Source organism: Periweissella ghanensis, from assembly GCF_918814755.1.
Lineage (GTDB): Bacteria > Bacillota > Bacilli > Lactobacillales > Lactobacillaceae > Periweissella > Periweissella ghanensis.
In genome coordinates, this window is the sequence record NZ_CAKKNT010000005.1 from 73,656 (window position 1) to 99,965 (window position 26,310).

At 39.4% G+C, this 26,310-nt stretch carries 25 protein-coding genes and 2 tRNA genes; 3 read left to right on the forward strand and 24 right to left on the reverse strand.

Features of this window, described 5'->3' with window-relative positions; all coding sequences use genetic code 11:
• Positions 1 to 156 precede the first annotated feature (156 nt).
• The 3 genes from argS to LQZ76_RS03160 form a co-directional block, all read right to left on the reverse strand.
• Complete coding sequence (gene argS / locus LQZ76_RS03150; protein WP_230098315.1) at positions 157 to 1,848, reverse strand: arginine--tRNA ligase; 1,692 nt, start codon at positions 1,846 to 1,848, stop codon at positions 157 to 159.
• A 261-nt stretch (positions 1,849 to 2,109) separates the two neighbouring features.
• Positions 2,110 to 2,180, reverse strand: a tRNA-Gly gene (locus LQZ76_RS03155).
• Positions 2,181 to 2,241: 61 nt separating this feature from the next.
• Positions 2,242 to 2,532: a hypothetical protein gene (locus tag LQZ76_RS03160; protein ID WP_230098316.1), complete on the reverse strand. Its 291-nt coding sequence runs from the start codon at positions 2,530 to 2,532 to the stop codon at positions 2,242 to 2,244.
• A gap of 131 nt (positions 2,533 to 2,663) precedes the next feature.
• On the opposite strand from LQZ76_RS03160, the gene LQZ76_RS03165 reads away from it, so the two are divergent.
• Positions 2,664 to 2,999, forward strand: coding sequence for a DUF1516 family protein (locus LQZ76_RS03165; protein WP_230098317.1), 336 nt, complete (start codon positions 2,664 to 2,666; stop codon positions 2,997 to 2,999).
• Positions 3,000 to 3,077: 78 nt separating this feature from the next.
• Here the strand turns inward: LQZ76_RS03165 and obgE are convergent, their stop codons facing one another.
• The 5 genes from obgE to LQZ76_RS03190 form a co-directional block, all read right to left on the reverse strand.
• Positions 3,078 to 4,391 carry a GTPase ObgE gene (obgE, locus tag LQZ76_RS03170; RefSeq protein WP_230098318.1) on the reverse strand — a complete coding sequence of 438 codons (1,314 nt, stop codon included), beginning with the start codon at positions 4,389 to 4,391 and terminating at the stop codon, positions 3,078 to 3,080.
• A gap of 228 nt (positions 4,392 to 4,619) precedes the next feature.
• Entirely contained in the window at positions 4,620 to 5,966 is a 1,347-nt protein-coding gene (glnA, locus tag LQZ76_RS03175; RefSeq protein ID WP_230098319.1) for a type I glutamate--ammonia ligase, read from the reverse strand.
• Between the two features lie 2 nt (positions 5,967 to 5,968).
• Positions 5,969 to 6,322, reverse strand: coding sequence for a MerR family transcriptional regulator (locus LQZ76_RS03180; protein WP_230098320.1), 354 nt, complete (start codon positions 6,320 to 6,322; stop codon positions 5,969 to 5,971).
• A gap of 93 nt (positions 6,323 to 6,415) precedes the next feature.
• Positions 6,416 to 7,348, reverse strand: a complete 933-nt coding sequence (gene miaA, locus LQZ76_RS03185) for a tRNA (adenosine(37)-N6)-dimethylallyltransferase MiaA (protein WP_230098321.1) — start codon at positions 7,346 to 7,348, stop codon at positions 6,416 to 6,418.
• Positions 7,345 to 8,079: a glycerophosphodiester phosphodiesterase family protein gene (locus tag LQZ76_RS03190; RefSeq protein WP_230098322.1), complete on the reverse strand. Its 735-nt coding sequence runs from the start codon at positions 8,077 to 8,079 to the stop codon at positions 7,345 to 7,347. Before LQZ76_RS03190 ends, miaA begins: the two co-directional genes overlap by 4 nt.
• Positions 8,080 to 8,190: 111 nt before the next feature.
• On the opposite strand from LQZ76_RS03190, the gene LQZ76_RS03195 reads away from it, so the two are divergent.
• Positions 8,191 to 8,373, forward strand: a complete 183-nt coding sequence (locus tag LQZ76_RS03195) for a DUF3042 family protein (protein ID WP_230098323.1) — start codon at positions 8,191 to 8,193, stop codon at positions 8,371 to 8,373.
• A gap of 126 nt (positions 8,374 to 8,499) precedes the next feature.
• On the opposite strand, the gene LQZ76_RS03200 is transcribed toward LQZ76_RS03195, so the two are convergent.
• The gene (locus tag LQZ76_RS03200; RefSeq protein ID WP_230098324.1) at positions 8,500 to 9,006 is read right to left on the reverse strand and encodes an LptM family lipoprotein; all 507 of its coding nucleotides are present in this window, start codon (positions 9,004 to 9,006) and stop codon (positions 8,500 to 8,502) included.
• Between the two features lie 154 nt (positions 9,007 to 9,160).
• Between LQZ76_RS03200 and LQZ76_RS03205 the strand changes: the two genes are divergently transcribed.
• Positions 9,161 to 9,234, forward strand: a tRNA-Arg gene (locus tag LQZ76_RS03205).
• Positions 9,235 to 9,434: 200 nt separating this feature from the next.
• On the opposite strand, the gene ileS is transcribed toward LQZ76_RS03205, so the two are convergent.
• The 15 genes from ileS to LQZ76_RS03280 all read right to left on the reverse strand — a co-directional run bounded on the left by ileS (position 9,435) and on the right by LQZ76_RS03280 (position 25,963).
• Positions 9,435 to 12,233 carry an isoleucine--tRNA ligase gene (ileS, locus tag LQZ76_RS03210; protein ID WP_230098325.1) on the reverse strand — a complete coding sequence of 933 codons (2,799 nt, stop codon included), beginning with the start codon at positions 12,231 to 12,233 and terminating at the stop codon, positions 9,435 to 9,437.
• 236 nt (positions 12,234 to 12,469) lie between these two features.
• On the reverse strand, positions 12,470 to 13,189 hold the full coding sequence (locus LQZ76_RS03215) for a DivIVA domain-containing protein (RefSeq protein WP_230098326.1): 720 nt from the start codon (positions 13,187 to 13,189) through the stop codon (positions 12,470 to 12,472).
• A gap of 10 nt (positions 13,190 to 13,199) precedes the next feature.
• Positions 13,200 to 13,997 carry a YlmH family RNA-binding protein gene (locus LQZ76_RS03220; RefSeq protein ID WP_230098327.1) on the reverse strand — a complete coding sequence of 266 codons (798 nt, stop codon included), beginning with the start codon at positions 13,995 to 13,997 and terminating at the stop codon, positions 13,200 to 13,202.
• 24 nt (positions 13,998 to 14,021) lie between these two features.
• Entirely contained in the window at positions 14,022 to 14,291 is a 270-nt protein-coding gene (locus LQZ76_RS03225; protein WP_230098328.1) for a YggT family protein, read from the reverse strand.
• A gap of 18 nt (positions 14,292 to 14,309) precedes the next feature.
• The gene (locus tag LQZ76_RS03230) at positions 14,310 to 14,750 is read right to left on the reverse strand and encodes a cell division protein SepF (RefSeq protein ID WP_230098329.1); all 441 of its coding nucleotides are present in this window, start codon (positions 14,748 to 14,750) and stop codon (positions 14,310 to 14,312) included.
• A 23-nt stretch (positions 14,751 to 14,773) separates the two neighbouring features.
• Positions 14,774 to 16,045, reverse strand: a complete 1,272-nt coding sequence (gene ftsZ / locus LQZ76_RS03235) for a cell division protein FtsZ (RefSeq protein ID WP_230098330.1) — start codon at positions 16,043 to 16,045, stop codon at positions 14,774 to 14,776.
• A 17-nt stretch (positions 16,046 to 16,062) separates the two neighbouring features.
• Positions 16,063 to 17,436: a cell division protein FtsA gene (ftsA, locus tag LQZ76_RS03240; RefSeq protein WP_230098331.1), complete on the reverse strand. Its 1,374-nt coding sequence runs from the start codon at positions 17,434 to 17,436 to the stop codon at positions 16,063 to 16,065.
• A gap of 264 nt (positions 17,437 to 17,700) precedes the next feature.
• A complete protein-coding gene (locus tag LQZ76_RS03245) occupies positions 17,701 to 18,738 on the reverse strand; it encodes a SepM family pheromone-processing serine protease (RefSeq protein WP_230098332.1) in 1,038 nt (345 codons plus the stop codon).
• A 16-nt stretch (positions 18,739 to 18,754) separates the two neighbouring features.
• Positions 18,755 to 19,237 (reverse strand): pantetheine-phosphate adenylyltransferase, encoded by a 483-nt coding sequence (gene coaD, locus LQZ76_RS03250; RefSeq protein WP_230098333.1) that lies wholly within the window; start codon positions 19,235 to 19,237, stop codon positions 18,755 to 18,757.
• A gap of 5 nt (positions 19,238 to 19,242) precedes the next feature.
• Positions 19,243 to 19,800, reverse strand: coding sequence for a 16S rRNA (guanine(966)-N(2))-methyltransferase RsmD (gene rsmD, locus LQZ76_RS03255; RefSeq protein WP_230098334.1), 558 nt, complete (start codon positions 19,798 to 19,800; stop codon positions 19,243 to 19,245).
• Entirely contained in the window at positions 19,800 to 20,117 is a 318-nt protein-coding gene (locus tag LQZ76_RS03260) for a YlbG family protein (protein ID WP_230098335.1), read from the reverse strand. The genes rsmD and LQZ76_RS03260 overlap by 1 nt, the downstream gene beginning before the upstream one ends.
• A gap of 9 nt (positions 20,118 to 20,126) precedes the next feature.
• Positions 20,127 to 21,296 (reverse strand): FtsW/RodA/SpoVE family cell cycle protein, encoded by a 1,170-nt coding sequence (locus tag LQZ76_RS03265; protein ID WP_230098336.1) that lies wholly within the window; start codon positions 21,294 to 21,296, stop codon positions 20,127 to 20,129.
• Between the two features lie 56 nt (positions 21,297 to 21,352).
• Positions 21,353 to 23,155: an excinuclease ABC subunit UvrC gene (gene uvrC / locus LQZ76_RS03270; protein WP_230098337.1), complete on the reverse strand. Its 1,803-nt coding sequence runs from the start codon at positions 23,153 to 23,155 to the stop codon at positions 21,353 to 21,355.
• A gap of 21 nt (positions 23,156 to 23,176) precedes the next feature.
• Positions 23,177 to 23,623 carry a D-aminoacyl-tRNA deacylase gene (gene dtd, locus LQZ76_RS03275; RefSeq protein ID WP_230098338.1) on the reverse strand — a complete coding sequence of 149 codons (447 nt, stop codon included), beginning with the start codon at positions 23,621 to 23,623 and terminating at the stop codon, positions 23,177 to 23,179.
• Positions 23,624 to 23,731: 108 nt separating this feature from the next.
• A complete protein-coding gene (locus LQZ76_RS03280; protein ID WP_230098339.1) occupies positions 23,732 to 25,963 on the reverse strand; it encodes a RelA/SpoT family protein in 2,232 nt (743 codons plus the stop codon).
• Positions 25,964 to 26,310 lie beyond the last annotated feature (347 nt).

Sequence of the window (26,310 nt, forward strand, 5' to 3'; positions counted from 1 at the left end):
GTCCTTTTCTTTGAATAGGCAGATTGTACCATATTTAATCGGAACTATAAGGAAAAATAATTTGAAGATAGGGGCTTTCGTCACGGCTTTGAAAAACCGTGTCTTTCGCCCCTAAAGCAATAAAAAAAATCGATCAAAAGATCGATTTTTTTACTATTACATTTCTTTAGGAGCATGCACTCCAAGTAAGCGTAAACTTTCAGTTAACACAATTGATACGGCTTGAACGAGTGCCAAGCGGGCATCTTTTTCATTATCTTCAACCAAAATCTTAGAGTTAGCATAGTACTTGTTGTATGCCCGTGATAAGTGCAAGGCATACTTAGCAATTACTGATGGTTCGCGGTCGTTCAACGCCCGACGAACGGTTGCTGGGAATTCACCCAATAACTTCAAGGTATCCCAAGCAGCCGCATCCGTTAAGCTCAATTCAGCATTCACAAGGTCTGGGTTACCAGCTTTACGCAAAATTGAGTTAGCCCGGGCATTTGAATATTGTACGTAAGGACCAGTATCACCTTCAAAACGAACAACTTCAGCTAAATTAAAGTCAAAACTGTTCATCCGTTCATTTTGTAAATCGTGGAAAATCACGGCACCAACCCCGACTTCTTTAGCAACTTGTTCCTTGTTAGCTAAATCAGGGTTTTTGTCATTGATTTGTTCATTAGCAAGCTTAACCGCATCATCTAAAACGTCTTGTAATAAGATAATCCGACCTGAACGCGTTGATAACTTCTTACCATCAACAGTAATCAAACCAAATGGAATGTGTTCGATATCGTCTGCCCATGCCAAACCAGCTTCTTTAAGCACGGCCTTTAATTGTTGGAAGTGTTCACGTTGTTCACCACCAACGACATAAAAGCTCTTATCAAAGTCGTATTCACGCTTACGATACATAGCAGCGGCTAAATCACGCGTCATGTAAAGGGTTGCTCCATCGGTCCGCTTAATCATCGCAACGGGTAAGTTGTATTTTTCAAGGTCAACAATTTGGGCCCCTTGTGATTCAACAAGTAAGCCTTTATCTTCAAGTAAATTAACAACTTCATCCATTTTATCGTTGTAGAAAGCTTCACCATTAAATGAATCAAACGTAATTTCAAGTTGATCGTAAATATTTAAGAATTCTTGTAATGATTCATCACGGAACCATTTCCAAAGTTGTTGGGCTTCGACATCACCATCTTCAAGCTTTTTAAACCAGGCCCGACCTTGGTCATCAAGTTCAGGATTAGCTTTGGCTTCTTCGTGGAAACGCACGTAGTAACCCACTAAAGTGTTGATTGGGTCAGCTTTAACTTCGGCTTCTGAACCCCACATTTTGTAGGCCACCATTAATTTACCAAATTGTGTTCCCCAGTCACCTAAGTGGTTAATTTTAACAGGGTTGTAACCATTTTTAACAAGGATGTTCGCCAAGGCATTTCCGATAACAGTTGAACGTAAGTGCCCCATTGACATTGGTTTAGCAATGTTTGGTGATGACATATCGATTGGCACATTGCGCATTTCACCATCGGTATTATTACCGTAAGCCGCACCATCGGTTAAAATCTCATGTAAGATGTTGGCTCCAACCAACTTCTTATCAAGGAAAAAGTTAACATATGGGCCGGTCGCCACAACTTTTTCAAAACCTGTTTGATCAATTTCAGCAACGATATCTGCGGCAATTTGTTGGGGTGCCTTTCGTAAAGCTTTCGCCAACATAAACGTTGGAAAGGCTAAATCTCCTAAATCAGAAGTTTTTGGCATTTCAATTTTGTTTTGAATATCAGCAACACTAAGTTGGTCTTTTAGAACGGTTGCCAAGGCATTAGCAACTTGTAACTTGTTATCCATGTTATATCCTCTTTTTTATCTTTGATTATAATGAAAACGGGGTCAGATTCATACGAAAAAGACTCGCCCCTTACACTACTGTAAGAGACGAGCCTTCACCCGTGGTACCACTCTAATTGAATTGAAAATTCCACTCAAATTATGTAATTTTAATAATTAGCTAACGCGCCTAACAGTTATTTTGATTTGGCTTCCATCATCCCAAATTTGCTAAACAAAATAAATCTGTCTTCCTTTAACTAATAAAGCTTAATCTGACTAAGCGAAGTACGGGAATCGGACCCGCGACCACAGCTTGGGAAGCTGTTGTTTTACCACTAAACTAACTTCGCAATACAAGATTAATTATAGCCTATTACTTAAAATATGCAATAACTAATCTAACATTTATGGTTATTCTGCATCCGTATCAGTAGCTTCAGCATCTTCAGCTGGGACTACTTCAGGTACTTCAGCGGCAATTAAAACCTTAGTTTCACTCATTCGCACAACTGCGCGGTGATTGTATTCATTAACTGTGGCTTGATCTTCTGGATCATTTTCAGTTACTAATACAAGTAATGAGTGTTCGTAAATTTTTTCAACCACACCTTTAAAATCGTGTTCAAAGTTGGCGAATTTCTTAGCTGCAACAAAGTCCCCAATGTTAAAACCTGAATCATTAACAATTTCTTCTACTGCCATATCACGCCTCCAGTCATATAACTATCCGATATATATTATCAAACCCACTATAAAATAGCAACAATTTTTAACCTTTAATATAAATGTAATATGCTATAATCAAGCTAACATATCTTGAAAGGTGGCTTTTTATGTTTATTTTAATCCATTTAATTGCAGCAATTATTTTACTCGTTATCGCATGTGGCGTGATTCTTGCCAAAACCAATAAGCAACTTGGAGCGTTAATGGTTGTTAGTCGGATTTTATATCTTGTCCTATTAGTAACTGGCGTGCGGTTAGCTTTTTTCACGTTTGCGCCCCATCCAGTGTTAACCATCATTAAACTCTTAGTCGCGCTTGGCTTAATTGGTACAATTGAAGTTCTCGGCGCTCACAAAAGCCAATCAAAAGTCGGCTTCCGTCAAATTTTGCCAGTCGGATTATTGTTTGTCGTGGTAATTGTTTTAGGATTTTCACTACATTAAAAATTTATATGCAAAAAGCCGAAGAAATGTTCTTCGGCTTTTTTACGCGCACAATCAAATGATTATGGGCATTTTATATTAATCACTAAATTCAAAACGGAAGTTCAAGATGGCAACTTCATCCCCGTTTTCAGCACCGGCTGCACGTAAAGCATCATCAACACCCATTGAACGTAATTGACGAGCAAAACGAAGGACACTTTCATCATGGGCTGTATTAGTCATGCGGAAGAGTTTTTCAATCTTCTCACCACTCAAGACCCATTCACCGTATTCACCAGTTGAAATTGTAAAGGCTGGTTCATCATCCTCTTCAAATTCGTAGTGTGCAATCGTTGGATCGTCTTCAATCATCATATCCTTCATTGGGAATTCAGGTGTGACATCAAGAAGATCTGCTGTCCGGTTAAGTAATGGTTCTAACCCCGTGCGTGTAATGGCTGAAATTGGCATAATTTCAGGTTCATTTTCAAGGTAATTACCAGCGGCTAATTCTTCTTTAAACTTAGCTAAGTTTTCAGCTGAATCAGGCATATCCATTTTAGATGGCACGATAATTTGTGGCCGATCTAATAAGGCTGGATCATATTGCTTCAATTCTTCATTAATCTTAACAAAACTTTCGTAAGGATCGGTTTCATTCATACCACTCATATCAATGAGGTGCAAGATTACTCGAGTCCGTTCAACGTGCCGCAAGAATTGAATCCCTAAACCGACCCCTTGTGAGGCCCCTTCAATCAACCCTGGTAAGTCAGCCATAACAAAGTCACGACCATCATCCAAACGAACCATTCCTAAGTTTGGTACCAACGTTGTAAAGTGGTATTCCGCAATTTTAGGCTTAGCAGACGTTACAATTGAAAGTAATGTTGATTTACCAACAGATGGCAGACCAACCAAACCAACATCGGCCAATACTTTTAATTCGAGTTTAATAGTCCGCACTTGACCAGGTTCACCATTTTCGGCAATTTCCGGTGCTGGATTATTAGGGGTCGCAAAGCGCATGTTACCACGACCACCACGACCACCTTTAACAACGACGAATTCTTCACCGTTAGTTGTTAAATCGGCTAAAATTTCACCAGTTTCAACATCGGTAACAGTTGTTCCTTGTGGGATTTTAACATATAGGTTGTCAGATGAACGACCTGTCATCCCCTTAGTACCACCCTTAGCTCCATTTTCAGCTTTAAAGTGGCGTTTGTAACGGAAATCCATCAAAGTCCGCAAACCTTCATCAACTTTAAGAATGATTGAACCACCACGGCCACCATCCCCTCCGAAAGGACCACCCATATCAACAAATTTTTCACGACGGAATGAGACAATCCCATCTCCACCACTTCCGGCTTTAACTTCTATCTTAACTTGATCGACAAATGCCATTTATTTCCTCCACCAATCTATTTTTGATTGTTATCTTTTAATATTTCCACAGCTATATCGCGCAAAATTCCACTATTTAGTATACTAGTTAAATGTCAATGGGTAAAGTAGTCAAATCAATAGTTCCGGAATATCTCACGCTTTCCTACCCTTATTATCTTATTTTGACCGTTAAATACCAAAAAATCAGCCCAACAATATCGCTTGGGCTGATTTTCATTATATATATTAGTAGATATCGAGGTAGTTATCGATTTCCCATGTTGAAACTTCCTGACGGTAAGCTCGGTATTCAATCTTCTTAGCATCAACAAATTGTTGTGCTAAATCTTTACCAATCGCATCTTTAACCGTTTCGTCACCTTCAAGGTTAGCAACCGCTGCAAGGAGGGTATCTGGTAAATCAAAGATACCAGCCTTTTGACGTTCTGCTTCGTCCATCAAGTAGATGTTACGATCAACAGAAGCCATTGGTTCGATGTGGTTAACGATTCCATCAAGTCCTGAAGCTAAAATAGCTGACAAGGCAAGGTATGGGTTAGCAGTTGGATCAACGGCCCGTAATTCAAGACGCGTTGATTGGCCGCGCGCAGCTGGGACCCGAACCATTGGTGAACGGTTTGAACCTGACCAAGCAACGTAAACTGGTGCTTCGTATCCAGGTACTAAACGCTTGTATGAGTTAACGGTTGGGTTAGTAAAGGCCGCAAAGTTAATCGCGTGCTTCAACACACCACCTAAGAAGTTGTACGCAATTGGTGATAATTGCATATCATCAGTTTCATTAAAGAATTGGTTTTTACCATCGGCAAACAATGACATGTTGATGTGCATTCCGCTACCGTTAATCCCTGAAACTGGCTTTGGTAAGAAAGTGGCGTACAAATTATTCTTACGTGCAATTGTCTTAACAATTAATTTAAAGGTTTGGATGTTATCAGCGGCTTCAAGGGCATCAGCATACTTAAAGTCAACTTCGTGTTGACCAGGCGCAACTTCGTGGTGGGCAGCTTCAACTTCAAAGCCCATTTGTTCTAACGTCAAAACAATTTCACGACGCACGTTTTCACCTAAATCAAGCGGTGCCAAGTCAAAGTATGAACCAGTGTCATTTAATTGCGTTGTAGGCTTACCATCAGCATCAAGTTTGAACAAGAAGAATTCTGGTTCTGGTCCAATGTTAAAGGCATCAAAGCCGTTTGCTTTCATGTTTTCGATGTTTTTAATCAAAACATTCCGAGGATCACCCATGAATGGTTGGCGATCAGCAGTGTATACACTTGCAATAATCCGCGCAACTTTACCACCATGTGAATCAGTTGCCCATGGGAAAATCATGAACGTTGATAAATCAGGGTATAAGTACATATCAGATTCTTCAATACGAACAAATCCATCAATTGAAGAACCATCAAACATCATATTATTGTCTAAAACTTTTTCAAGTTGTGATACTGGTACTTCAACGTTTTTGATCATTCCAAACATGTCAGTAAATGTTAAACGTAAAAATTCAACGTTTTCTGATTTAATTAAGTTACGGATATCATCTTTAGTGTAGTCGTGCTTTGGCATTATTAGAGGCCCTTCCTATTCTGATTAACTTTAAAACCAACTAAATTCAAAAATTCTGATTGTAATGCTTGTCGTGCTTGATGAGCAGTCATATTATCACTCTCGCGCTGTGCTTGCTTTGCATATATTTTTTTAATATTTGCAATTGAATCACCAACCAACAAATAATCTTTTATCTCAAGTAAACGATCGATATCATTTAACGAATACACCCGTTGATTGCTCGCTGTCCGTGCCGGTGTTATCAATCCTTGCGCTTCATAATAGCGAATTTGTCGGTCAGTTAAATCAGTTAATTTCCGAACCGTCCCAATTGGTAACACGGCCATATTACGTCGCAACTCTTTTTCAGCCATTCGTTATATCTCCGTTTATTAAGATAAGTTAATTTTAGCAGATTTTTACTACAGGGCAATCTCTCGTGTTAGGAAACCTCACATGAAACTTTTTTATTTTTCCATTAAAAATTGTTCAGCCGTTTTGATGATTGTCGGAATTTGTTCTGGGCTTTGGACTAAATCAAACCATTGAATTGCTTCAATTTGATGGCGGAACCACGTTAACTGCCGCTTGGCAAAGCGCCGAGAATTGCGTTTAATCAATTCAACGGTGGTTGTTAAATCACTTTGCTGTTCGAAGTATGGATACCATTCTTTGTAACCAATCCCTGTGCCACTTTGTAATTCTGGCCCCCCCGCCATAAATAGCGTCCGGGCTTCAGCTTCGAGCCCTTGCGTTAGCATTTCATCAACCCGCGCATCAATGCGTTGGTATAATACTGAACGTTCAGTATTTAACCCAATAATAAAGGCATCATATTCACGTTGGCCAACGGTACGAGGTTGTGCTGAAAATGGTACGCCCGTCAATTCAAATACTTCCAGGGCACGAATAATGCGCCGATTATTATTAACCGGAATTTTTTCAGCTGCTTTAGGATCAACTTTCGCTAATGCTTGCCATAAAGCAACGGGTCCAAATTCATCAACAAACGTTTGCCATTTTGTTCGAATCGTTTCATCAGCCCCGGCATCATTACCACCAAGCGGCATATCACCTAAAAGTGCGGCAATATAAAATCCTGTCCCACCGACAATAATCGGTACCTTGCCCGCCGCACTGATGGTATCAATGGCTTGGCGGGCTTCACTAACCCATTCAGCAACGGTAAAGGTATCATCAACTTTTTTCGTATCTAATAAATAGTGTTTAATCCCGGCTTGTTCTTCAGGCGTGGCCTTAGCTGTCCCGATATCAAGCGTTTGATACACTTGCATCGAATCTCCCGAAATAATTTCACCATTTAATGCTTGGGCTATCTGAATTGATAGCGCTGTTTTACCGACGGCAGTAGGACCGACAATTACAATTATTTTTTTCAATCTTGAATTTCCTTTCGTAACTTAACCGCTAAGGCAATATCATCCGTAATAATACGACCTAATTGCGCTTTAAAAACTGCCCGCATCGCCCGTTCAGTATTAACCGTCCATGGTGATACATGGGCTTTTTTTAACCAAAATAACCGATTAATAAACCACCGATTATCGGGGTTAATCGCCGTAATAATTCCTTGGCGATACATTTTCATGACCCGTAGCGTTGGATAAAATACTAACGCATTCAATGTTAATGTTTGGTCTAGGGCAGCAAGTTTTTGTAATGTATCTAAATTAAAACTTTGATAAACTACCTGATATTGTGGAGCTTCTTTTTGCATGCGTTGCCATAAAAGTAATTCAATATCAGGATATGCGATATGATCAGTTTTAACTTCGATTAATAACGTTTTATTAAAGTTAGTTTCGCGTAATAACTTTAACACATCTTCCAGACTTGGCAGATGCTGTGATGCAAACTGTCCGTCAAACCAACTGCCGGCATCCATGGCTTGTAACTGCGCTAACGTATGTTCATGAACGTACCCATGTTGATTAGTTGTCCGTTCGAGTTTTTCATCATGAATTACTACCAACTGGCGATCTTTAGTCAAATGAACATCAATTTCTAAAACATCTAATTCCCTAAAAGCTAGTGCTTGTTGATAGGCAATCAAAGTATTCTCTGGTGCGTTTTTGCGATCACCACGGTGGGCAACAATTTGTGTCCGCATAATTTCTCCCTTAAAACTTAGCCTTTTATCAACAAATTATTTTAAATTCATATATAATTTATAGTAAGACTACTATGTACATTTAATTATAAACTATGGAGGCAATTTAAGATGAAAAAATTTGGTGTTGGAATTATTGTTGGGGTTGTTGCTACCGTTGCTACAGGTGTTGGGGCCTTTCTTGGTTTTAAACAAAAAGTTGTTAAGCCAATCGAAGATGAAGAGGCTAAATTTGATGCCACACGGATTCAATCTGCACGTAAAGCCCATCAAGCCCATAACGCACGCTATTAATTAGTACGTGCATGTGATTACATCTTTAACACTCGTACTCGCATAAACGCTAAACAGGCTGAAGATTTTCTTCAGCCTGTTTTTAATATGTTATACCGTTGCTAAATATCACTTGTCACACTTATTTTAGTGTTGCGTACCAATGCTATCCAAACGCTTTTCGACATTTAAATTTTTAGCTAATTGCGTACTAACTTTTTGTGCTTGCGTATCCGAATTAGTAACAGCTTTTGCGGTGGCAGCAATAATCACCGCAAAATTATCATGAAATTGTGAGGCGACACTGGGATCTACCGCATATTTATTTTTAACTGCCGATTGAATAATGCCTTTAATGCCGTGTGGTGAATTATCCAATTGAATATCTAAGCGTTCTTTTTCGGTAGTTGTTAAACCTTTTGCATTATCATGCATGACCGCATCAACCGCTTCATATACTTGATCAGCCGAACTGGTTTTTTGGTAATTAAACGTATTCAAGCGTGTTAATAGAGTATCAATATTCTTATCATTCTTCATTAATTGTTCGTATTCACCACTATCCAATTGCACACCGGCGTAATTTTTTTGTCCACAGGCAGCCAACGTTCCCCCTAGCAATAATGTGCATACTACTAACCAAAATTTTTTCATATCCAAACTCCCCTAGGAATGCCTACTGACATTGCTTATATCAATAAGCATACAAGATATTTTTTGCCCTTCCGTTTAATTTCTGTAAATCTCTTGTATCCTTTAGACAAATATTGACTATTCGGTTTGTAGCAATTATACTTTTAAGTATTGTGTCGGGCTAGCTCAGCTGGATAGAGCAACAGTCTTCTAAACTGTAGGTCATGGGTTCGAATCCCATGCTCGACATCATATCAACCGGGCTAAAAACCACAGCGTGTTATAAACATGCTGTGGTTTTTATTTTAAGAGCGCTATGCTAATCGCGAGATAGCCATCCAAGCTATTTGAAATACGAAAATAACCCCCTCGAAGCAGAGTGCTTCAAGGGGGTTATTTAGTGTATTTATCGCTAGTAGTCGACTACTGTCATGCGCTAGCTTTTAAAATTATTCTTCAAATCCTTCAGCAACAACTTCTGGATAGTATTGACGCACAATATCAGCTTCATGTTTACTCAACATTGGGAAGGCTGCATCGGCACCTAAATCAGTGTGGTACAAGCGGTCACGGGCACTAACTTCCCCTTCAGCATGGGCCACAACTAACTTAAGACCTTCAATGTCTTTGGCATCGGCTGGCGCATCAACGCTCGCTGCTAAGTGTAATTGTGATACTAATAACATCACGCGCACATCAACGGCTAAGCTATCAATCAAAGCCTTTTGATCGTCATCCAAGTAAAGGGTTACCGCTGCTTCAGCTGGCTTACCAATTAACTTTTCATCACGGGCTTCTTCAAGGGCTTTATTAACGTTATCACGTAAATCACGGAAAGCGGCCCAACGGTTAATTAATTCAGTTGTATCGCCTAAGTCTTCAACAACGGGCATTTCTGACAAGTAACCAAACTCTTCAGTTTCCGCTGGCAAGTATTCCCAGATTTCTTCACTTGTGTGTGGCAAGATTGGCAAGAGTAACTTAGTTAAGTTTACCAAAGTCTTGTAGATGACTGTTTGCATTGAACGACGTTGTAAGCCATCTGGTGCTTCAACGTAAACAACATCTTTAGCGTAATCTAAGTAGTAAGCTGATAAATCAACGTTAATGAAGTTAAGTAAACGCTTTGAGAGACTTACAAAGTTATAAGCGTCATAGTCGTTTAATAATTCCGCCGTCAAATTATTAACCAAGGCGTAGAAGTATTGGTCTGATTGTGGCATATCAGCAAACGCAATCGCATCCTTAGTGGCATCAAAATCATCCGTATTAGCTAACAAGAAACGCATCGTGTTACGAATCTTACGGTAGGTTTCTGAAGATTGCTTCAAGATATCCATTGATACCCGTACATCACTGTCAGTATCAACTGAAGCTACCCAAAGGCGGATAATTTCAGCCCCCATTTGCTTAATAACATCGTTTGGAGAAATAATGTTACCAAGTGATTTTGACATCTTCAAACCTTTACCATCAAGGACAAATCCTTGTGATAATAATGATTTGTATGGGGCCTTACCTGTTACAGCCACTGAAGTGATTAATGAAGAGTTAAACCAACCACGGTATTGGTCAGAACCTTCAAGGTACATATCAGCTTGATCAGGTAAGTAGTCACGCGCAGCCATAACGGCTTGGTGTGATGAACCAGAATCAAACCACACGTCCATAATATCTTCTTCTTTAGTAAAGATACCATTTGGTGAGTGTTCTGAAGTGAAGCCTTCAGGAAGTAAGTCCTTGGCTTCACGTTCAAACCAAACATTTGAACCAAATTCAGCAAATAAATCAGCTACATGGTTAACTGTTTCTTCAGTAAGAATGGCTTCACCATCTTCAGCATAGAAGATTGGCAATGGCACACCCCAAACCCGTTGACGTGAAATTACCCAGTCACCACGGTCACGAATCATGTTGTAAAGACGTGTTTTACCCCATTTTTGCACAAATTCAACATCATCAAGCGAATCAAGAATTTGTTGACGGAATGCTTCAACAGAAGCAAACCATTGTGGCACGGCCCGGAAAATAACCGGCTTTTTAGTCCGCCAGTCAAATGGGTAACTGTGTGTAATATCTTCTTGTTTTAAAAGCAAGTTTAAATCAGCAAGTTTTTGTAATGAAATCGCATTGGCTTTTTCGTAGAAGACGCCTTCAAAATCAGCCCCAGCTTCTTCAGTCATCATACCTTGGTCATCAACTGGTACGGCCACCTCAAGGCCGTATTTTTGTCCAACCCAGAAGTCATCTTCCCCAAAACCAGGTGCCGTGTGTACTAAACCAGTTCCGGCATCAAGCGTTACGAAATCACCAAGCATGGTAACAAGCTTAATATCTTCATAGAATGGGTGTTGGGCGATTACATTTTCAAGGTCGGCCCCTTTGACCGTCTTTTCAATGCTGTATTCATCCCAACCAAAGTTTTCAGCCGCTTTGGCTACTAAGTCAGTGGCAATCACAAATTTGCGATCATCATTAGCGGGCTTAACTACTGAATATTCGTACTTGGCACCAATCGTAATCCCACGTGAACCAGGAATTGTCCAAGGTGTCGTTGTCCAAACAACCATGTATGTATCAGTATCAAGAACTCCTTGACCATCAACAACCTGTTCCGCATAAAAGGCAGTTGGTGAAGTTACATCGTGATATTCAATTTCACTTTCGGCTAAAGCAGATTCAGATGACCATGACCAGAAAACAGGTTTTTTACCCTTGTAAATGTAGCCTTTTTTGGCCATTTCACCAAATGTGCGAATTTGAGCGGCTTCAAATTCAGGGTTAAGCGTCAAGTATGGGTTATCCCATTCGGCACTAACTCCTAAACGTTTGAAATCAGCCATTTGTGTTTCAACTTGTTCGCGCGCATATTGTTCGGCAAGCTTACGCCATTCAACTTTGCTAAGTTCCTTACGGTTGTGACCAGCTTTTGTCAATTGTTGTTCAATTGGTAAACCGTGCGTATCCCAACCAGGTACATATGGTGAGTAAAAACCATTCATTGACTTGTAACGAACGATGAAATCCTTCGTAATTTTATTTAAAGCGTGACCCATGTGAATGTTCCCATTCGCGTATGGAGGACCATCATGCAACGCAAAACTTGGTTTGCCCTCATTTAATGCTTGTCGCTTTTCATAGACTTTGTTTTCAAACCAGACGTTTTCACGTTCAAGTTCTTTAGTTGGTAAACTACCGCGCATTGGGAATTTAGTTTTACCAAGATTTAAAGTATCTTTAACTTTCATCTACATTTCTCCTTATTTTTTATTAAATAAAAACGCCCCTGCGTTCAAATTGAACACAGGGACGACTTTTTTAATCGTGGTACCACCCTAATTTGGCTAATTTAGCCCTCATTAAAGTATGCAATTGTTAAAATACGAATTGATAATTACAAATAATAGGGCCTACTAAGTTCTCACTTTTTCTTAGCTCACTAAAGGATATTATTGGTCATTTGCCTAATTAGGCTTCGTATTGGTTAGAATTTTTCACCAGGTGTAACTTCTGGCATAACGATAAATGTTTGTGGATCTTGATCTGTTGTTGCTTCTGCTTCAACAGCTTCTTCCACGTTTGAGTTTACGCTATCTTCAGCAGGAATGTCAATAACTTTAGGTTCATTTTCTGCAAGATATTCGCTCGTAGCTGGCGCGTCTGTAAGGCCCTTTTCAGTTGTGAGGCCGGCCCAGTCTTGGCTGTTAATTAAATCCATTTGTGCTTGTAAAAGTACTAATGCTTTCGCTTTGAATTCAGCCGTATCACGCTTAATTGCGTCTGTTTCACGTAACATTTTTTCATTTTCGTGAGCAGCGCTAGCTAACATTTCATTTGATTTACTTTCCGCATCGGCAAGCATTTGATTTGATTTAGTCAATGCTTCATCAACTAAACGGTGTGCTTCTTCTTGCGCCTTTGACAAAGTCTTTTTGGCTGATTCATCAGCTGTCCGTTTTAACCGATCAGCGGCTTCTTGGGCAACCAAGATTGATTGCGTAACTGATTGCTTCATTTCTTCAATTTGCGTATCGTTTGCTTCATAATCTGCAACACGCGTCTTTAATTGTTGATTTTCTTCAATGACCGCTGCAAAATCAGTAATAACTTGGTCTAAGTAATTATTAACTTCAGTAGCTTCGTAACCTTTACGACCACTTTTAGTGAATTCTTTATTCTGAATATCAATTGGAGTTAATGCCATTAATTTTTCCTCACTTTTTTTTATTTTGTATCATTGCAACCGTGATTTTAATTTTTTCTTTTTTCGTTAAACCGTTTACTTCGGTGACTTGTAAACGCCCGAATCCGCGCACGGAAACGACATCATTAATCGCCAATTCATAATCGGGTTTATTCATTTCTCGCCAATTCACCCGCACATTTCCAGCTTCGATATGTTCTTTAATGCGATTACGTGAAAAATTAAAGCAAGTTGAGATAACCGTATCTAACCGTAACGAAGCAACGGTAGTTGTCATTGTTTCCCAATCGTCTTGGGGCTGAATAATTTCAGCGAGTGTGATTGGGGTTAAATGGACTTTGATTTTACCAATTCGATCAATTTGTAAATCAAAAAATTCAACCATTTTTTGTTCAACAATAAATTGCCACGTTTCATCATTCCCAACAATATCACCAAAAATATTTCGTTCAATACCTTGATTGGCTAACGTTCCCAAAATTTGATGATGTTTAATTTCGGCAAATTTAACGGGATAAACGATTTGTAACGCCTGTAATTCAAAGTCAGCCACTTCAACTTCATGATATGCAGGATAAATTAACATCCGTTGCATTTCCGCATGTAAATAGCCACCATTACTAGCATGTTTAAGGTCATCTTCACGATTTACTAACGTTTCGGCAATTAAGCGTTCGCGAGGATTCAAAAAGTGAGTCAAAATTGGTCGATACTCATCATTTGCTTGGCGAATCCATCCTTGAACTTGCTCTATAAAGCCGATTTCATCGGAACGAAAATGCTGCGTAATTCTTGTATCGTCAATCATTTGACTCACCTTTCAAAGTACATATTAATTTATTAATAGGCGAAATACAGCAAATAAGCCTTGTTGCGCCATTTCTAGGACAATAATTGCCACTAGTGGAGAAAAGTCAATTCCTCCGAGGGTTGGAATAAATCGGAAAATATCTAAAAATGGTCGAACTAACCGCGTGATTATTTGACCAAGTTTTGATTGATATGCTCCCGGTAACCAACTCATTAAAGCATTCGCAATAATCAACCAAGTATAAATTTGGATGATAATATTGATCAGATTTAATACTGTGTATAAGGCCATGCATGTTCTCCCTGAAGGTTAATCATTTAAATGATTAGCCGCTGAAACTTCACCACTAATAACATAATTCGGTGGTGTTACTAAAAAGATTGCATCATCCACACGTTGAATTTCACCATTAATTGCAAAAACTGCCCCCGTTAAAAAGTCAACGATTCGCTTTGCTTGCGCGTCATCAATCGTTGAAAAATTAACAATTACGGCTTGATTTGCTAATAAATTATCCGTGATTTCTTTAACGTCTGAATATGCTTTGGGGGCAAAAAGGACAATTTTACGATTATCATCACCGTTTAACCCACGCTTTTCATCCATTGATACGACATTTTGGCGACGAACACGAGGAGCTTCATGCTTAGCAGTATTAACTGGTTCAGGGCCTGGTTCAAAGTTCTCCCGCATAGGTTCATCATCGAAGTCGTCACCTAAATTAAAAAAGTTTCGTAAATTAATTGCCATTGCTTCTCCTGTCCGTTTCTAAATTACTTACGCCGTTTAAAGAATACTGGTGTACTCAAATCACCTTCATCGTTATCATCGTTTTGTGATGGTGCATCATTAGTATTAAACACCTTAAATTCAGGTTTTTCAATTCCTGAGAATTGGTTATTTGCTTCAGGATCATCTAATACTGAACGAGATTGTAAATCATTCCAACCTTCAAAGCGATCTTGGCTCACTGGTGCTGATTGCATTGGTTGAGTTGGTTCAGCAGCTTGCACACTTTCAGTTGGCTTAGCTTCTGGTTGCGTTGGGCGTTCAAAAACTGAAACTGGTTTTTGAGCCGTTACTTGCTTGCCATTTTCGATACCAGTTGCAATTACTGTTACGCGAACTTCTTCGTTCATTTCCATATCAATTGATGTTCCAAAGATAATGTTCACTTCAGTACCGGCAGCTTGGGCCACAACATCAGAAGCTGATTGTGCTTCGTAAAGTGACATGTCTGGTCCACCAGTAATGTTAAGTAAGACTTGTTCGGCACCCGCAATTTCAGCTTCAAGCAATGGTGAAGAAATCGCTTTTTTAGTAGCTTCAGAAGCTCGGTTTTCACCATTTGAAGCTCCAATCCCCATCAAAGCAGTTCCTTGATTTGACATCACTGTTTTAACGTCGGCAAAGTCAAGGTTGATGAATCCAGGGTTCATGATCAAGTCAGAAATCCCTTGAACCCCTTGACGAAGTACGTTATCAGCTTCTTTAAAGGCTTCCATCATTGGCGCTTTTTTATCAACAATTTCCAATAAACGGTTATTGGCAATCACAATCAAAGTATCAACGTTTTCTTTTAATTTTGATAACCCTTCAGCCGCATATCGGCCACGACGAGGTCCTTCAAAAGTAAATGGGCGCGTTACAACCCCAACTGTCAAGGCCCCTTGTTCCTTGGCAATGCGTGCAACTACTGGGGCAGCACCGTTACCAGTACCACCACCCATTCCGGCAGTAACAAAGACCATGTCGGCACCAGCAAGGGCTTCAGCAATATCTTGTTCAGATTCTTGTGCTGCTTTAGTACCGACTTCAGGGTTTGATCCAGCCCCTAAACCTTTAGTTAGTTTAGGTCCCAATTGGATCTTCGTTTCTGCACGTGAAGCTTCAAGAGCTTGGACGTCAGTATTAGCAACTACGAATTCAACTCCTGAAACCCCCTCTTCGATCATGCGGTTAACGGCGTTTGATCCACCACCACCAACACCGATTACTTTGATTTTTGCGCCGAATTGCTCGGTTTCATCTACCATGAATTCCATGTTTTTTCCTCCAATTTTTAGTCAAAGAAATTCGCAATGAAGTTTTTGACTTTGTCTTTCACATTTTTTTGTGGTTCATGTTGAAAATCATTTTCTTCCATGGCTTGTTCATCAACCATCTTAGTAGATGCTTGATATTTTTCTTCGTTGCCAAAATTTGACGTAAAGAAACCATGCTTTTTTTCTTTTTCTAGTACTGGTTCATCTTGTTGTGCGGTTGTTAATTGATTACCAAAAATCACTTCTTTAACAACCCGTTCCGTCTGTGTTTGTGCAGCTGCATAGCGTGCAATCGCAAAACCAGCCATATAACTTGGATGGCGGATTCCAATTTGACTTGGAATTTCAATCCGAACATTCATCCCAAACATCTGTTGTAACAATTCTGGTACGCCACCCAAGAGTGATGAGCCACCGGTTAAGACGATTCCACCGGGCATTTCCAAGGCTCCTGTTGGTTGGAGCTGCTTGAAAAGATTTGAAAATATCTGATCAACGCGGGCTTCGATAATTTCTGATAAATACTTTTCAGAAACACGAATTGGTTCACGTTGACCAACACTTTCAATCAAAAATTCATTTTGTTCGGATGTTAACGTTGAATCAGCACAGCCATAATCGCGCTTGGCTTTATCCGCGTATTCATACGTCGTGTTCAAGACAGTTGATATATCACGCGTGATATATTCACCGCCTTCTTGATCAACCGTAATAAATTTCAGTTGGTGGTCATGAATAACGGCAGCCGTAGTTTGACCGGCCCCCATATCAATTAAAATTGTCCCAAAATCTTGTTCGCCATCATTTAGTGCTGTTCGACCAACTGCTAGAGGGGTTACCACAAATTCACGTAACTTTAAACCAGCACGTTCAACTGCCATCCGTACATTATGGGTAATTGTTTTAGGACCCGTAAATGCAATCCCGCGCATTTCTAAGCGCACACCAACCATATCGTATGGATCACTAATGCCATCAAAGCCATCAACAATGAATTCGGATGGTAAAACATCAATAATTTCACGTTCTGGTGGTAAATTACTAATTAATGCTTGGCGGGCTACTTCACGAACATCATCATATGAAATTCGCTTAGTATCGTTAACAATCGCTGTCATACCTTGGATTTGTTCAATTTTTAATTGGTTAGCTGGGATTCCGGCCACAACCTCGTCTATTTGGATATTTGCTTTTGTTGCTGCTTGTGCAACAGCTGCTTTAATTGCTGCTGCGGTTTCGTTGATATCAACAATCACACCGCGTTTAACACCCTGTGACGGTACGTTACCAACACCGATAACGTTCACCTGACTAGCTTGTGTTTCAACAACAATTACCTTTATCATTGCTGTTCCAATATCAAGGCCAACGTAAATTTCATTGTTATGCATCTGAGGTAATCCCCCCTAAGTTCCAACACTTTTAAGTTAAGTTTGTAATATTATATACTGTATAATTTTAGCATAGATTTTGCTTTAAATGGACAAAAAATTGTGATATACAGCTATATTTATTGACATTTTTTAAATCGCCGCTTCACCATAATTTATCCATAAAAAAAGCGTATAGTTCTCTTTTGACTATACGCTTTTTCTATTTAATTTTCATCTCAGAGCATCGCTAATTTTATCCATCAATTACCTATTAGTTAATTCTTACTGATGTTGCTCGAGATATTTAATAGCATCCATAAAACTCGTAACGGGGACAACTTTTAAATTCGGGGCATATTTTTTCGCGGTCGCCACCGCCACTTGATAATTAGTTGCCCCACCATCAATTAATTTGTTAATTTTTGTCGGTGGAATATACGGGGCAAAGAAAATCGTGGCCCCGGCGTTTTTTGCGGCAATGATTTTTTTATCAATGCCACCAATTTCACCAACTGAACCATCAAGGGAAATTGTTCCCGTACCGGCGATGTTGCGTCCTGCCCGTAAATTTTTACCGGTTAATTGGTCATAAATTTGCAAACTAAACATTAATCCACCTGAAGGCCCACCAATTGAACCCGGATCAACTTTAACCGTTGGTGTTGTGCTTACTTGGACATTATCCGCTAACACAATGCCCAAGCCAGCGCGGCCACCGATATCAATCAATTTTTGTGTCGTAGTCTTGGTAGCCTTATTACGAATATACGTAACTGTGACTTGGTCATTAGGTTTCTTAGTTGCTAAATAAGTCTGGTAACCTTTAGCGTTATTAAAGTGCTGACCATTAATTTCAGTCACGGTATCGCCAACTTTTAATGTCTTAGCAAAGTGTGATTTAGGATTAATATCTGTAATAAAAATACCAATGTATTTTGATGTTACTGGCTTATCCGCCGCTTTAAATGCAACCGCCACGGCTTCACTGATTGCATTTTGCATATAAAAATTTTGGACTTGATTATACGTGGCATTATCAACGCCACCCGTGATATCTTGTGCTTTATCAATTGATGCATGCGGATCAAAGTGGGCTGCTAGTAACTTAAATGGAGTTGCTCCAGCTAATTCTACATAGGTAATCATATATTTACCCTTAGCTTTATCAGGATGACCAGCGATACTGACAAATGGTTTTAAATCACTTGCCCCTCCTGGGGTTTCAACGTATGCATTGATGGGCCAAAAAAAACCAATCAGTAGGCCGATAACCAAAACAAATGGTAAGCCCCATGTAATAATTTTTCGCTTATTTTTCATGTGTAATCCTCATTACCTACTTGTGGGCGTGCTTAATCTCGAGAGCATCGTTAATTACTTTGGGGACCAATTTTGAAACATCCCCTCCAAAATGGGCAATTTCCTTAATCATACTTGAAGCAATATTTTGATTTTCATGATGCGCCATCAAAATCACCGTTTCAATGTCTGGCCGTAAACTCCGATTCATTTCGGCAATATCACGTTCGTATAAATAATCATTCTCATTTCGTAACCCGCGCACTAAATAATTAGCTTGGAGGTTATCCATGACATCAACTGTTAAGCCACTGATTTCGATGACATCAACATTTTTAAAGGCCGCCGTTACTTCATGAATCAAAGTAATTTTTTCTGGGGTTGAAAATAATGGTGTCTTGCTCGTATTCGTTCCAACCCCAACAATTAAGCGGTCAAATAATTTACTGGCTCGCTCAATGATGTCTAGATGACCATTCGTTAATGGGTCAAAACTTCCTGGATACAATGCAATTTTCATGTGCTTTAAATCCCTTCAAATTGATATACGGTCACTTCCGTAATCCCATAATTTTTTTGATTTGTAATTGAAAAGCCCTTTAAGGTATCATCTAAATCTGCTTTTTGATCAGTTTCAGCAATAATTCGAGCCGCTGGTGCCAATAAATTCAGCTGTACCATTAATTCAATATCTTGCAAAATTTGTTGTTTGGCATATGGTGGATCTAAAAAAATCAAATCAAACTTAATTCCTTGGCCACTTAATTCTTGTAAGGCGGCACGAGCATCGCGTTTGGTAACAGTAAAGCGGTTCGGTTGCTTAGTAACCGCGATATTTTCATTAATCGTTTTGATGGCGGCAAATTGTTTATCAACTAAGTAAGCATGGTCAATTCCACGTGAAACAGCCTCAATTGATAAACCACCTGAACCAGCGAATAAATCTAGACTATTACCACCATCAAAATATGGTCCAATCATGCTAAACATTGCTTCTTTAACCTTATCAGTGGTTGGTCGTGTTGCCATGCCAGGCACAGCTTTTAATGGACGGCCCCCAAATTCTCCTGCAATAATTCGCATTAAATCTCTACTCCCTCATTTGGAACTTCTAGTGTTTCGGTATCTTCTAATGAAAAACCACGGTCTTCATTATCAGCTTGTAAGTTAACGTTCAAATCTGGCCGGACTGAAATTTGCGTCCGTAAGACAAAACCAAGTTGCTCAATTTTATCTTGATTCATTAATATTTTGTCGTCGTTCATATATAAAACGACATATCGCATCCGCCGTGATACATACTCAACATTGCCATAGCGCCGTAAATTCCGGACTTGGCGGAGGTTACGCATATAGACAATTAAACTTCGACGGGCTGGTGCATTAAATGTTTGTTCCATAGTATTCTCCTATGCTCGGACGGGCTTTAGGTTTGTGCTGCTCCGTTGGCGATTAATATTAGCACTGGCATTCAATGCCAAACCAATCATCGTACCAATAACTAATGATGATGAACCCCCATATGACATGAATGGGAACGTGACCCCAGTAATTGGTAATAAACCTGAAACCGCCCCTAAATTAAAGAGGACTTGAATCGTAATGTAGGCACTTGTTCCCATTAAGATGGTTCGCATAAAGATATTATCAGTTTGATTTGCTAATTGCACCATCCGTCCAATAATCCAAGCTAACATCAATAAAATTAAGACGACTACAATCGCGCCCCATTCTTCAGCAATTACGGCCATAATAAAATCCGTATTCGGTTCCGGTAAGTAACCCGTTTTTTGAATTGAATTTCCTAATCCCACTCCAAACAACCCACCGTTACTAATTGCATAGTATGAATTAATCAACTGCGAACCTGACGTTTGGATATATTCCCACGGATCAACAAAGGCGACTAAACGTGCAAGGGCGTAATGAGTTGGATCAATGTGTAAGGCTTTAACTAACATTGGCAAGCAGGCCCAACCCAAAATCCCGGCTGAAAATAATCCAAGTGACCATAAAAAATTAAACCCAACGGACACCAACATTACTAAAATAATGAAGGCACAAATTGCAGCATTCCCAGTATCAGGCATCAAAAGGATAATCGTGACAATTATGCCGGGCCACAACCATTTATACCCATCAAAAGTGGTTGTTTTTAAATTATGGGGATCATATGGTTTCCGTTCAAAGAAATTTGCAAAGTATAACACTAAAATTACCTTAGCAAATTCGGCTGGTTGTAATCCAAACCCGGCCACCATAATCCAACCGTGCGCCCCATTAATTTCTGGCGCCAATAACCGCGCAATTAATAATAATGCGATTAAAATACCAATCGACCAGGCGCGAATTTTAAAGTTCCGTAAATGGTTTAAATTAATTTTAAACATAAATCCGGCACTAAAAACACCAACCACGACAAAGATAATTTGCTTAATCAAATAACTAAGCGCTGACCCAGAGGCCATATTTGAACTTGCTGAATAGACATTTACAATCCCAAACAATGCTAATAGCATGCTGGGAATTGCAATGTACCAATCCAGAAAATTGATTTTCTTTAATTTATTTTCTGTCATTTTTAATTCCTATATTTACTAATTTTTCCATCACCTAACTTATACTATGATACCACTTACTTTTTCAATTCATTAGCCCTTAATGTGGCTGCAACCGAAACTTTAATCAAATTAGCAGTTTTGCTAGCAATTCCTAAGGCTTCAATCTCCTCAAGGCTTGCTTGACTAATTTTCTTAAGTGAGCCAAATTGGCTTAATAACTTTTGCCGAGTCTTGGGGCCAACTCCTTGGATCTCATCAAGTCGGGAAGCTAACGTATTTTTACCATGTAATTGTCGATGAAAGGTAATCGCAAATCGGTGGACTTCATCTTGAATGCGTTGTAATAGCATAAATCCTTGCGACTTAGGATCTAAATGCAGATGTTCATCGCCCGCCGCTTTAATCAAATCAGCCGTTTTGTGATGCTCATTTTTGACCATTGCTGCAACCGGAATTGCTAAATCAAGTTCATTTTCCAAAACATCTTTTGCCGCATCTAATTGAATTTCACCACCATCAATCAAAATTAAATCAGGTAACTGCCCTTTTTCCTTCAGTAAACGCGTATAACGTCGACGAATAACTTCCCGCGTGGCGGCGGCTTCATCAGCATGGTCAAGTGTCTTTAACTTAAATTTACGATAAAGCTTTTTTTCGGGCCAACCATCATCAAAAACCACCATAGCCGAAACTAGGTCAACCCCTTGGGTATGTGAGTGGTCAAAAGCTTCAATACGGTGTCCTAATGGGATATCGAGAGCTTCGGCAAGTTCTTGCATTGCTCCAGTTGTTTTTTGATCACTGAGTAACATTAACCGCAATTTTTCATCTAATGCAATTTGAGCATTTTTCCCCGCTAACTCTAATAATTCACGTTTAGCGCCCCGTTGTGGTGTTTTGACGTTAACTTGTAAAATCTGTTCCAAGACATCCTTATCGATGGCTGTGGGAACCAAAATTTCACTTGGTAATTTAATGTTTTTCCGATTATAAAACTGCAAAATGAAACTAGCCATTGCTTCGGCGGGATCATCAACTAACGTAAAAATCCGTTTCTCACGTTTCATTAAACGTGCTTGACGGATAAAGAAGATTTGCACCGACAACCAGCCATCTTTGACGTAATAATTGAAGACATCTCGTGGGGTAGCGTCTTGTGAAATAATTTTTTGCTTTTCAACCGTTGCGTCGATAAATTGGATTTGATCGCGAATATCAGCTGCTTGTTCAAACGCTAAATTTTCAGCCGCCGCTTCCATTTTAACCGTTAGTTTTTTCTTCACTGCACCGGTATTACCGTTCAAAAAAGCTTTAATTTTTTTAATTTCAACGGCATATTCAGCTTCTGGTACATCGCGGAAACAAGCGCCTAAACATTGCCCCATATGATAGTAAAGGCACGGACGGCCTTGATAGCCATTACACCGCCGCAATGGATAGACTTTTTGCAAAAAGTGTAACGTTTCTTGTGCAGCATAGACATTTGGATACGGTCCAAAATAAAAGGCCCCATCTTTTTTTACTTCACTTACTAAAATAAGTTGTGGATCACGTTCATTAGAAATTTTGATGTATGGATAGCCCGTTCCACGCTTCAAGCGAATATTATAGTAAGGTTGCCACTTCTGAATTAACGTTATTTCTAACAGAAATGCTTCTTTATCAGAATTTGTTACAATAAATTCAAAATCAGCGATATTCTTGACTAACTCCGCGGTTTTACCAGTATGTTCAAGTTTAAAATATGAACGGACGCGGTTGCGTAAATTTTTGGCCTTACCTACATAAATAATTTTGCCGTTCTTATCTTTCATTTGATAAGAACCTGGTTCGTTAGGTAATAGGGCTAATTTATTTTCAATGTGTTCTGATACCACTTTGAACCCCCTTTTTGAACATTAATCGACTTCGGTATCTAAAATAATCGTGACCGGACCATCGTTAACTAACGCCACTTGCATATCAGCCCCAAAGACCCCGGTGGCAACTTTTAAACCACTAGTTGCCAGCTGGGTATTTAATTGTTGATATAATTCATTAGCATACGCTGGCGCACCGGCATCGGTAAAACTAGGCCGATTACCTTTTCGCGTCTTAGCATATAGCGTAAATTGCGATACCGATAAAATCTCACCTTCAATATCAAGTAGTGATTGATTCATTTTACCATCTGCGTCTTCAAAAATTCTTAAATGCAAAATTTTTCGGCAAAGATAGTCGATATCAGCTTGAGTATCGCTATCTTTGACGGCTACTAAGAGAAGCAACCCGTGCTTAATGGCACCTTGAATTTCATTTTCAATCGTAACTTGTGCTTCACTAACTCGTTGAACTATAACTCGCATACTTTCTCCTAAAAAAACGAGGATGGAATAAACCGTAGTTTGCATTCCATCCTCTAGTTTTGATTATTATTTAAACTTAAAAATAGCATTTACCCTAACGGTAGCATCCTAATGAAGCGCCCGTTTGACATCATAGACATCTGGAATGTTGTTTAACCCATTCATTAACTGATCCAAGTGCGTTTTATTACGGATACCGACAGACAATGAAATCAAGGCCAAACCATTATGGTCAACCCGCCCATTGACTGATGTTAAATATTTCGTATTATTATTAGCAACTTTAATCACGTCATTAAGTAAGCCATTACGGTTATTACCACTAATGGTTAAATCGGCATCGTAATTTGGCCGTTCACCATCTGGATTTTCCCATGAAACTTCAATTAACCGTTGCCCGTTATTTTCAGCATCTCGGACATTCGGACAATCCGCGCGGTGCACTGAAACGCCTCGGCCTTTAGTAATATACCCAACGATTTCATCACCTGGGATTGGTGTACAACAATGACTTAAGCGCACTAACAAGCCATCGACCCCTTGAATCATCACCCCTTCAGATGATGAATTACTACGCTTTTGTGTAAATTTAGAAGAGACATCCATTTGCTTGTGTTCTTCTAATAATTCACGTTGCTGTTGTTCAATCCGATCTGCTTCCATCTCGGCACGTTTTACTTCAGTTAATTTATTCGCCACACCTTGTGGGGCTAAATCACCAAAGCCTAGCGAAGCAAACATATCAGGAATACTCATTACGTGTAATTTACTGATGGTGCGTTCTTCGTTTTCCTCAGTTAAAATTTCATCCGGATCAAAGCCTTCATTTTGGAGGAAATCAACAATTAATGTTTTCCCGGCTTCAATGTTTTCTTCACGATTTTGCTTACGGAAGTATTGACGAATCTTATTACGCGCCCGCCGAGTTGAAACAATGTTAAACCAGTCACGGCTTGGACGGGCCGTGTTACTAGTAATAATTTCAACAATATCACCAGTTTTAAGCTCATAGTTTAATGGCACCATTTTACCATTAACGCGCGCGCCGGTTGTTTTATGACCAATTTCTGTGTGAATCGTATAGGCCATATCAAGGGGGCCAGCTCCCTTAGGTAATTCATAAACATCCCCTTTAGGAGTAAAGGCAAAGACGCGATCAGTAAATAAATCACCTTTAACGGAATCCATAAAATCATCCGCATCTTTGGATTCTTTTTGTAATTCCAAAATCCCTTGAATCATGTTCAATTTTTGCTGATCATTACTTTGGACATTGGCCCCATCAAAGTTACCTTCTTTGTACGCCCAGTGAGCAGCCACCCCATATTCCGCAATCCGGTGCATTTCATGTGTCCGAATTTGAATTTCAAGGCGCTTACCTTCAGGACCAATAACGGTCGTGTGTAAACTTTGGTACCCATTGGCTTTAGGTAAGGCAATATAATCTTTGAACCGTCCTGGAATTGGTGTCCATTTTGAATGAATAATTCCTAAAACAGCATACGTTTCAGGAATTGTATTGACCTCAATTCGAATTGCCAATAAATCATAAATTTCATCAAATTGTTTTTTCTTGTCGACCATTTTTCGGTAAACCGAATAAATGTGTTTAGGACGACCATAAATTTTAACGTTATGATAGCCTAATTCATCGGTTGCATTGGTGATATAGTCAATCGCATCACGAATATATTCCAATCGTTCATCCCGCCGACTATCCATTAAATGCGCAATGCGATGGTATTGCTCAGGATTTAAGTACCGTAGCGAAGTATCTTCTAATTCCCATTTAATGGTACTAATCCCCAAACGATCCGCTAAGGGGGCGTAAATTTCAAGTGTTTCTGCTGAAATTCGACGCTGCTTTTCGGGCCGTAAATGTTGTAACGTCCGCATATTGTGTAAGCGATCCGCTAGCTTAACAATAATCACCCGAATATCTTTTGACATTGCCAATAATAATTTACGGTGATTTTCAGCTAACTGTTCTTGGCTACTCTTGTATTCGATTTTACCAAGTTTAGTCACCCCATTGACAATTAGGGCCACGTTATCGCCAAATTTTTGTTGTAAGTCGGTAATTGTTGCATCGGTATCCTCAACAACATCATGCAAATATCCTGCGACAATCGTTTCCGGATCCATGTGTAATTGAGCTAAAATGCCGGCCACTTGGATGGGGTGGATAATATATGGTTCACCTGATTTACGTACTTGATCTTTGTGCAAAGATGCCGCATATTCATATGCGGCATCAACAAACGCAACATGCTCAGGATTCATGTACGTCGTTACTGCCTGATGAACTTCATCAGCGGTCCAATTTTTCTGTTTTGGCATTACTTTCACCTTACTTTCGGTAAGATAAATGTCCGATTCCGGAACAATAGCAGACAATTACCTTGCATGTTTAAATTAATGTATATTATAGCGTAAAATTTCTCGAAAATGTACTGTTCTAAATTTTAAATATTCGCTAATCCGTAATTTATTATTCAAATTCACTAAAGTAGCCGTTAAAAAAAGCCGGTGCTGCACTGACCCCCTCGAATTGGAGTAAATCCAATCGAGGGGGTTTTCTTATGTATTTTTCTCAAAAAATAAAATTAGATGCAATTATTGAGTACCAAAATGGTGTTCCAATTTCAGAGGTAATGCGTAAATATCAGATAAAAGGTTCGGCAACA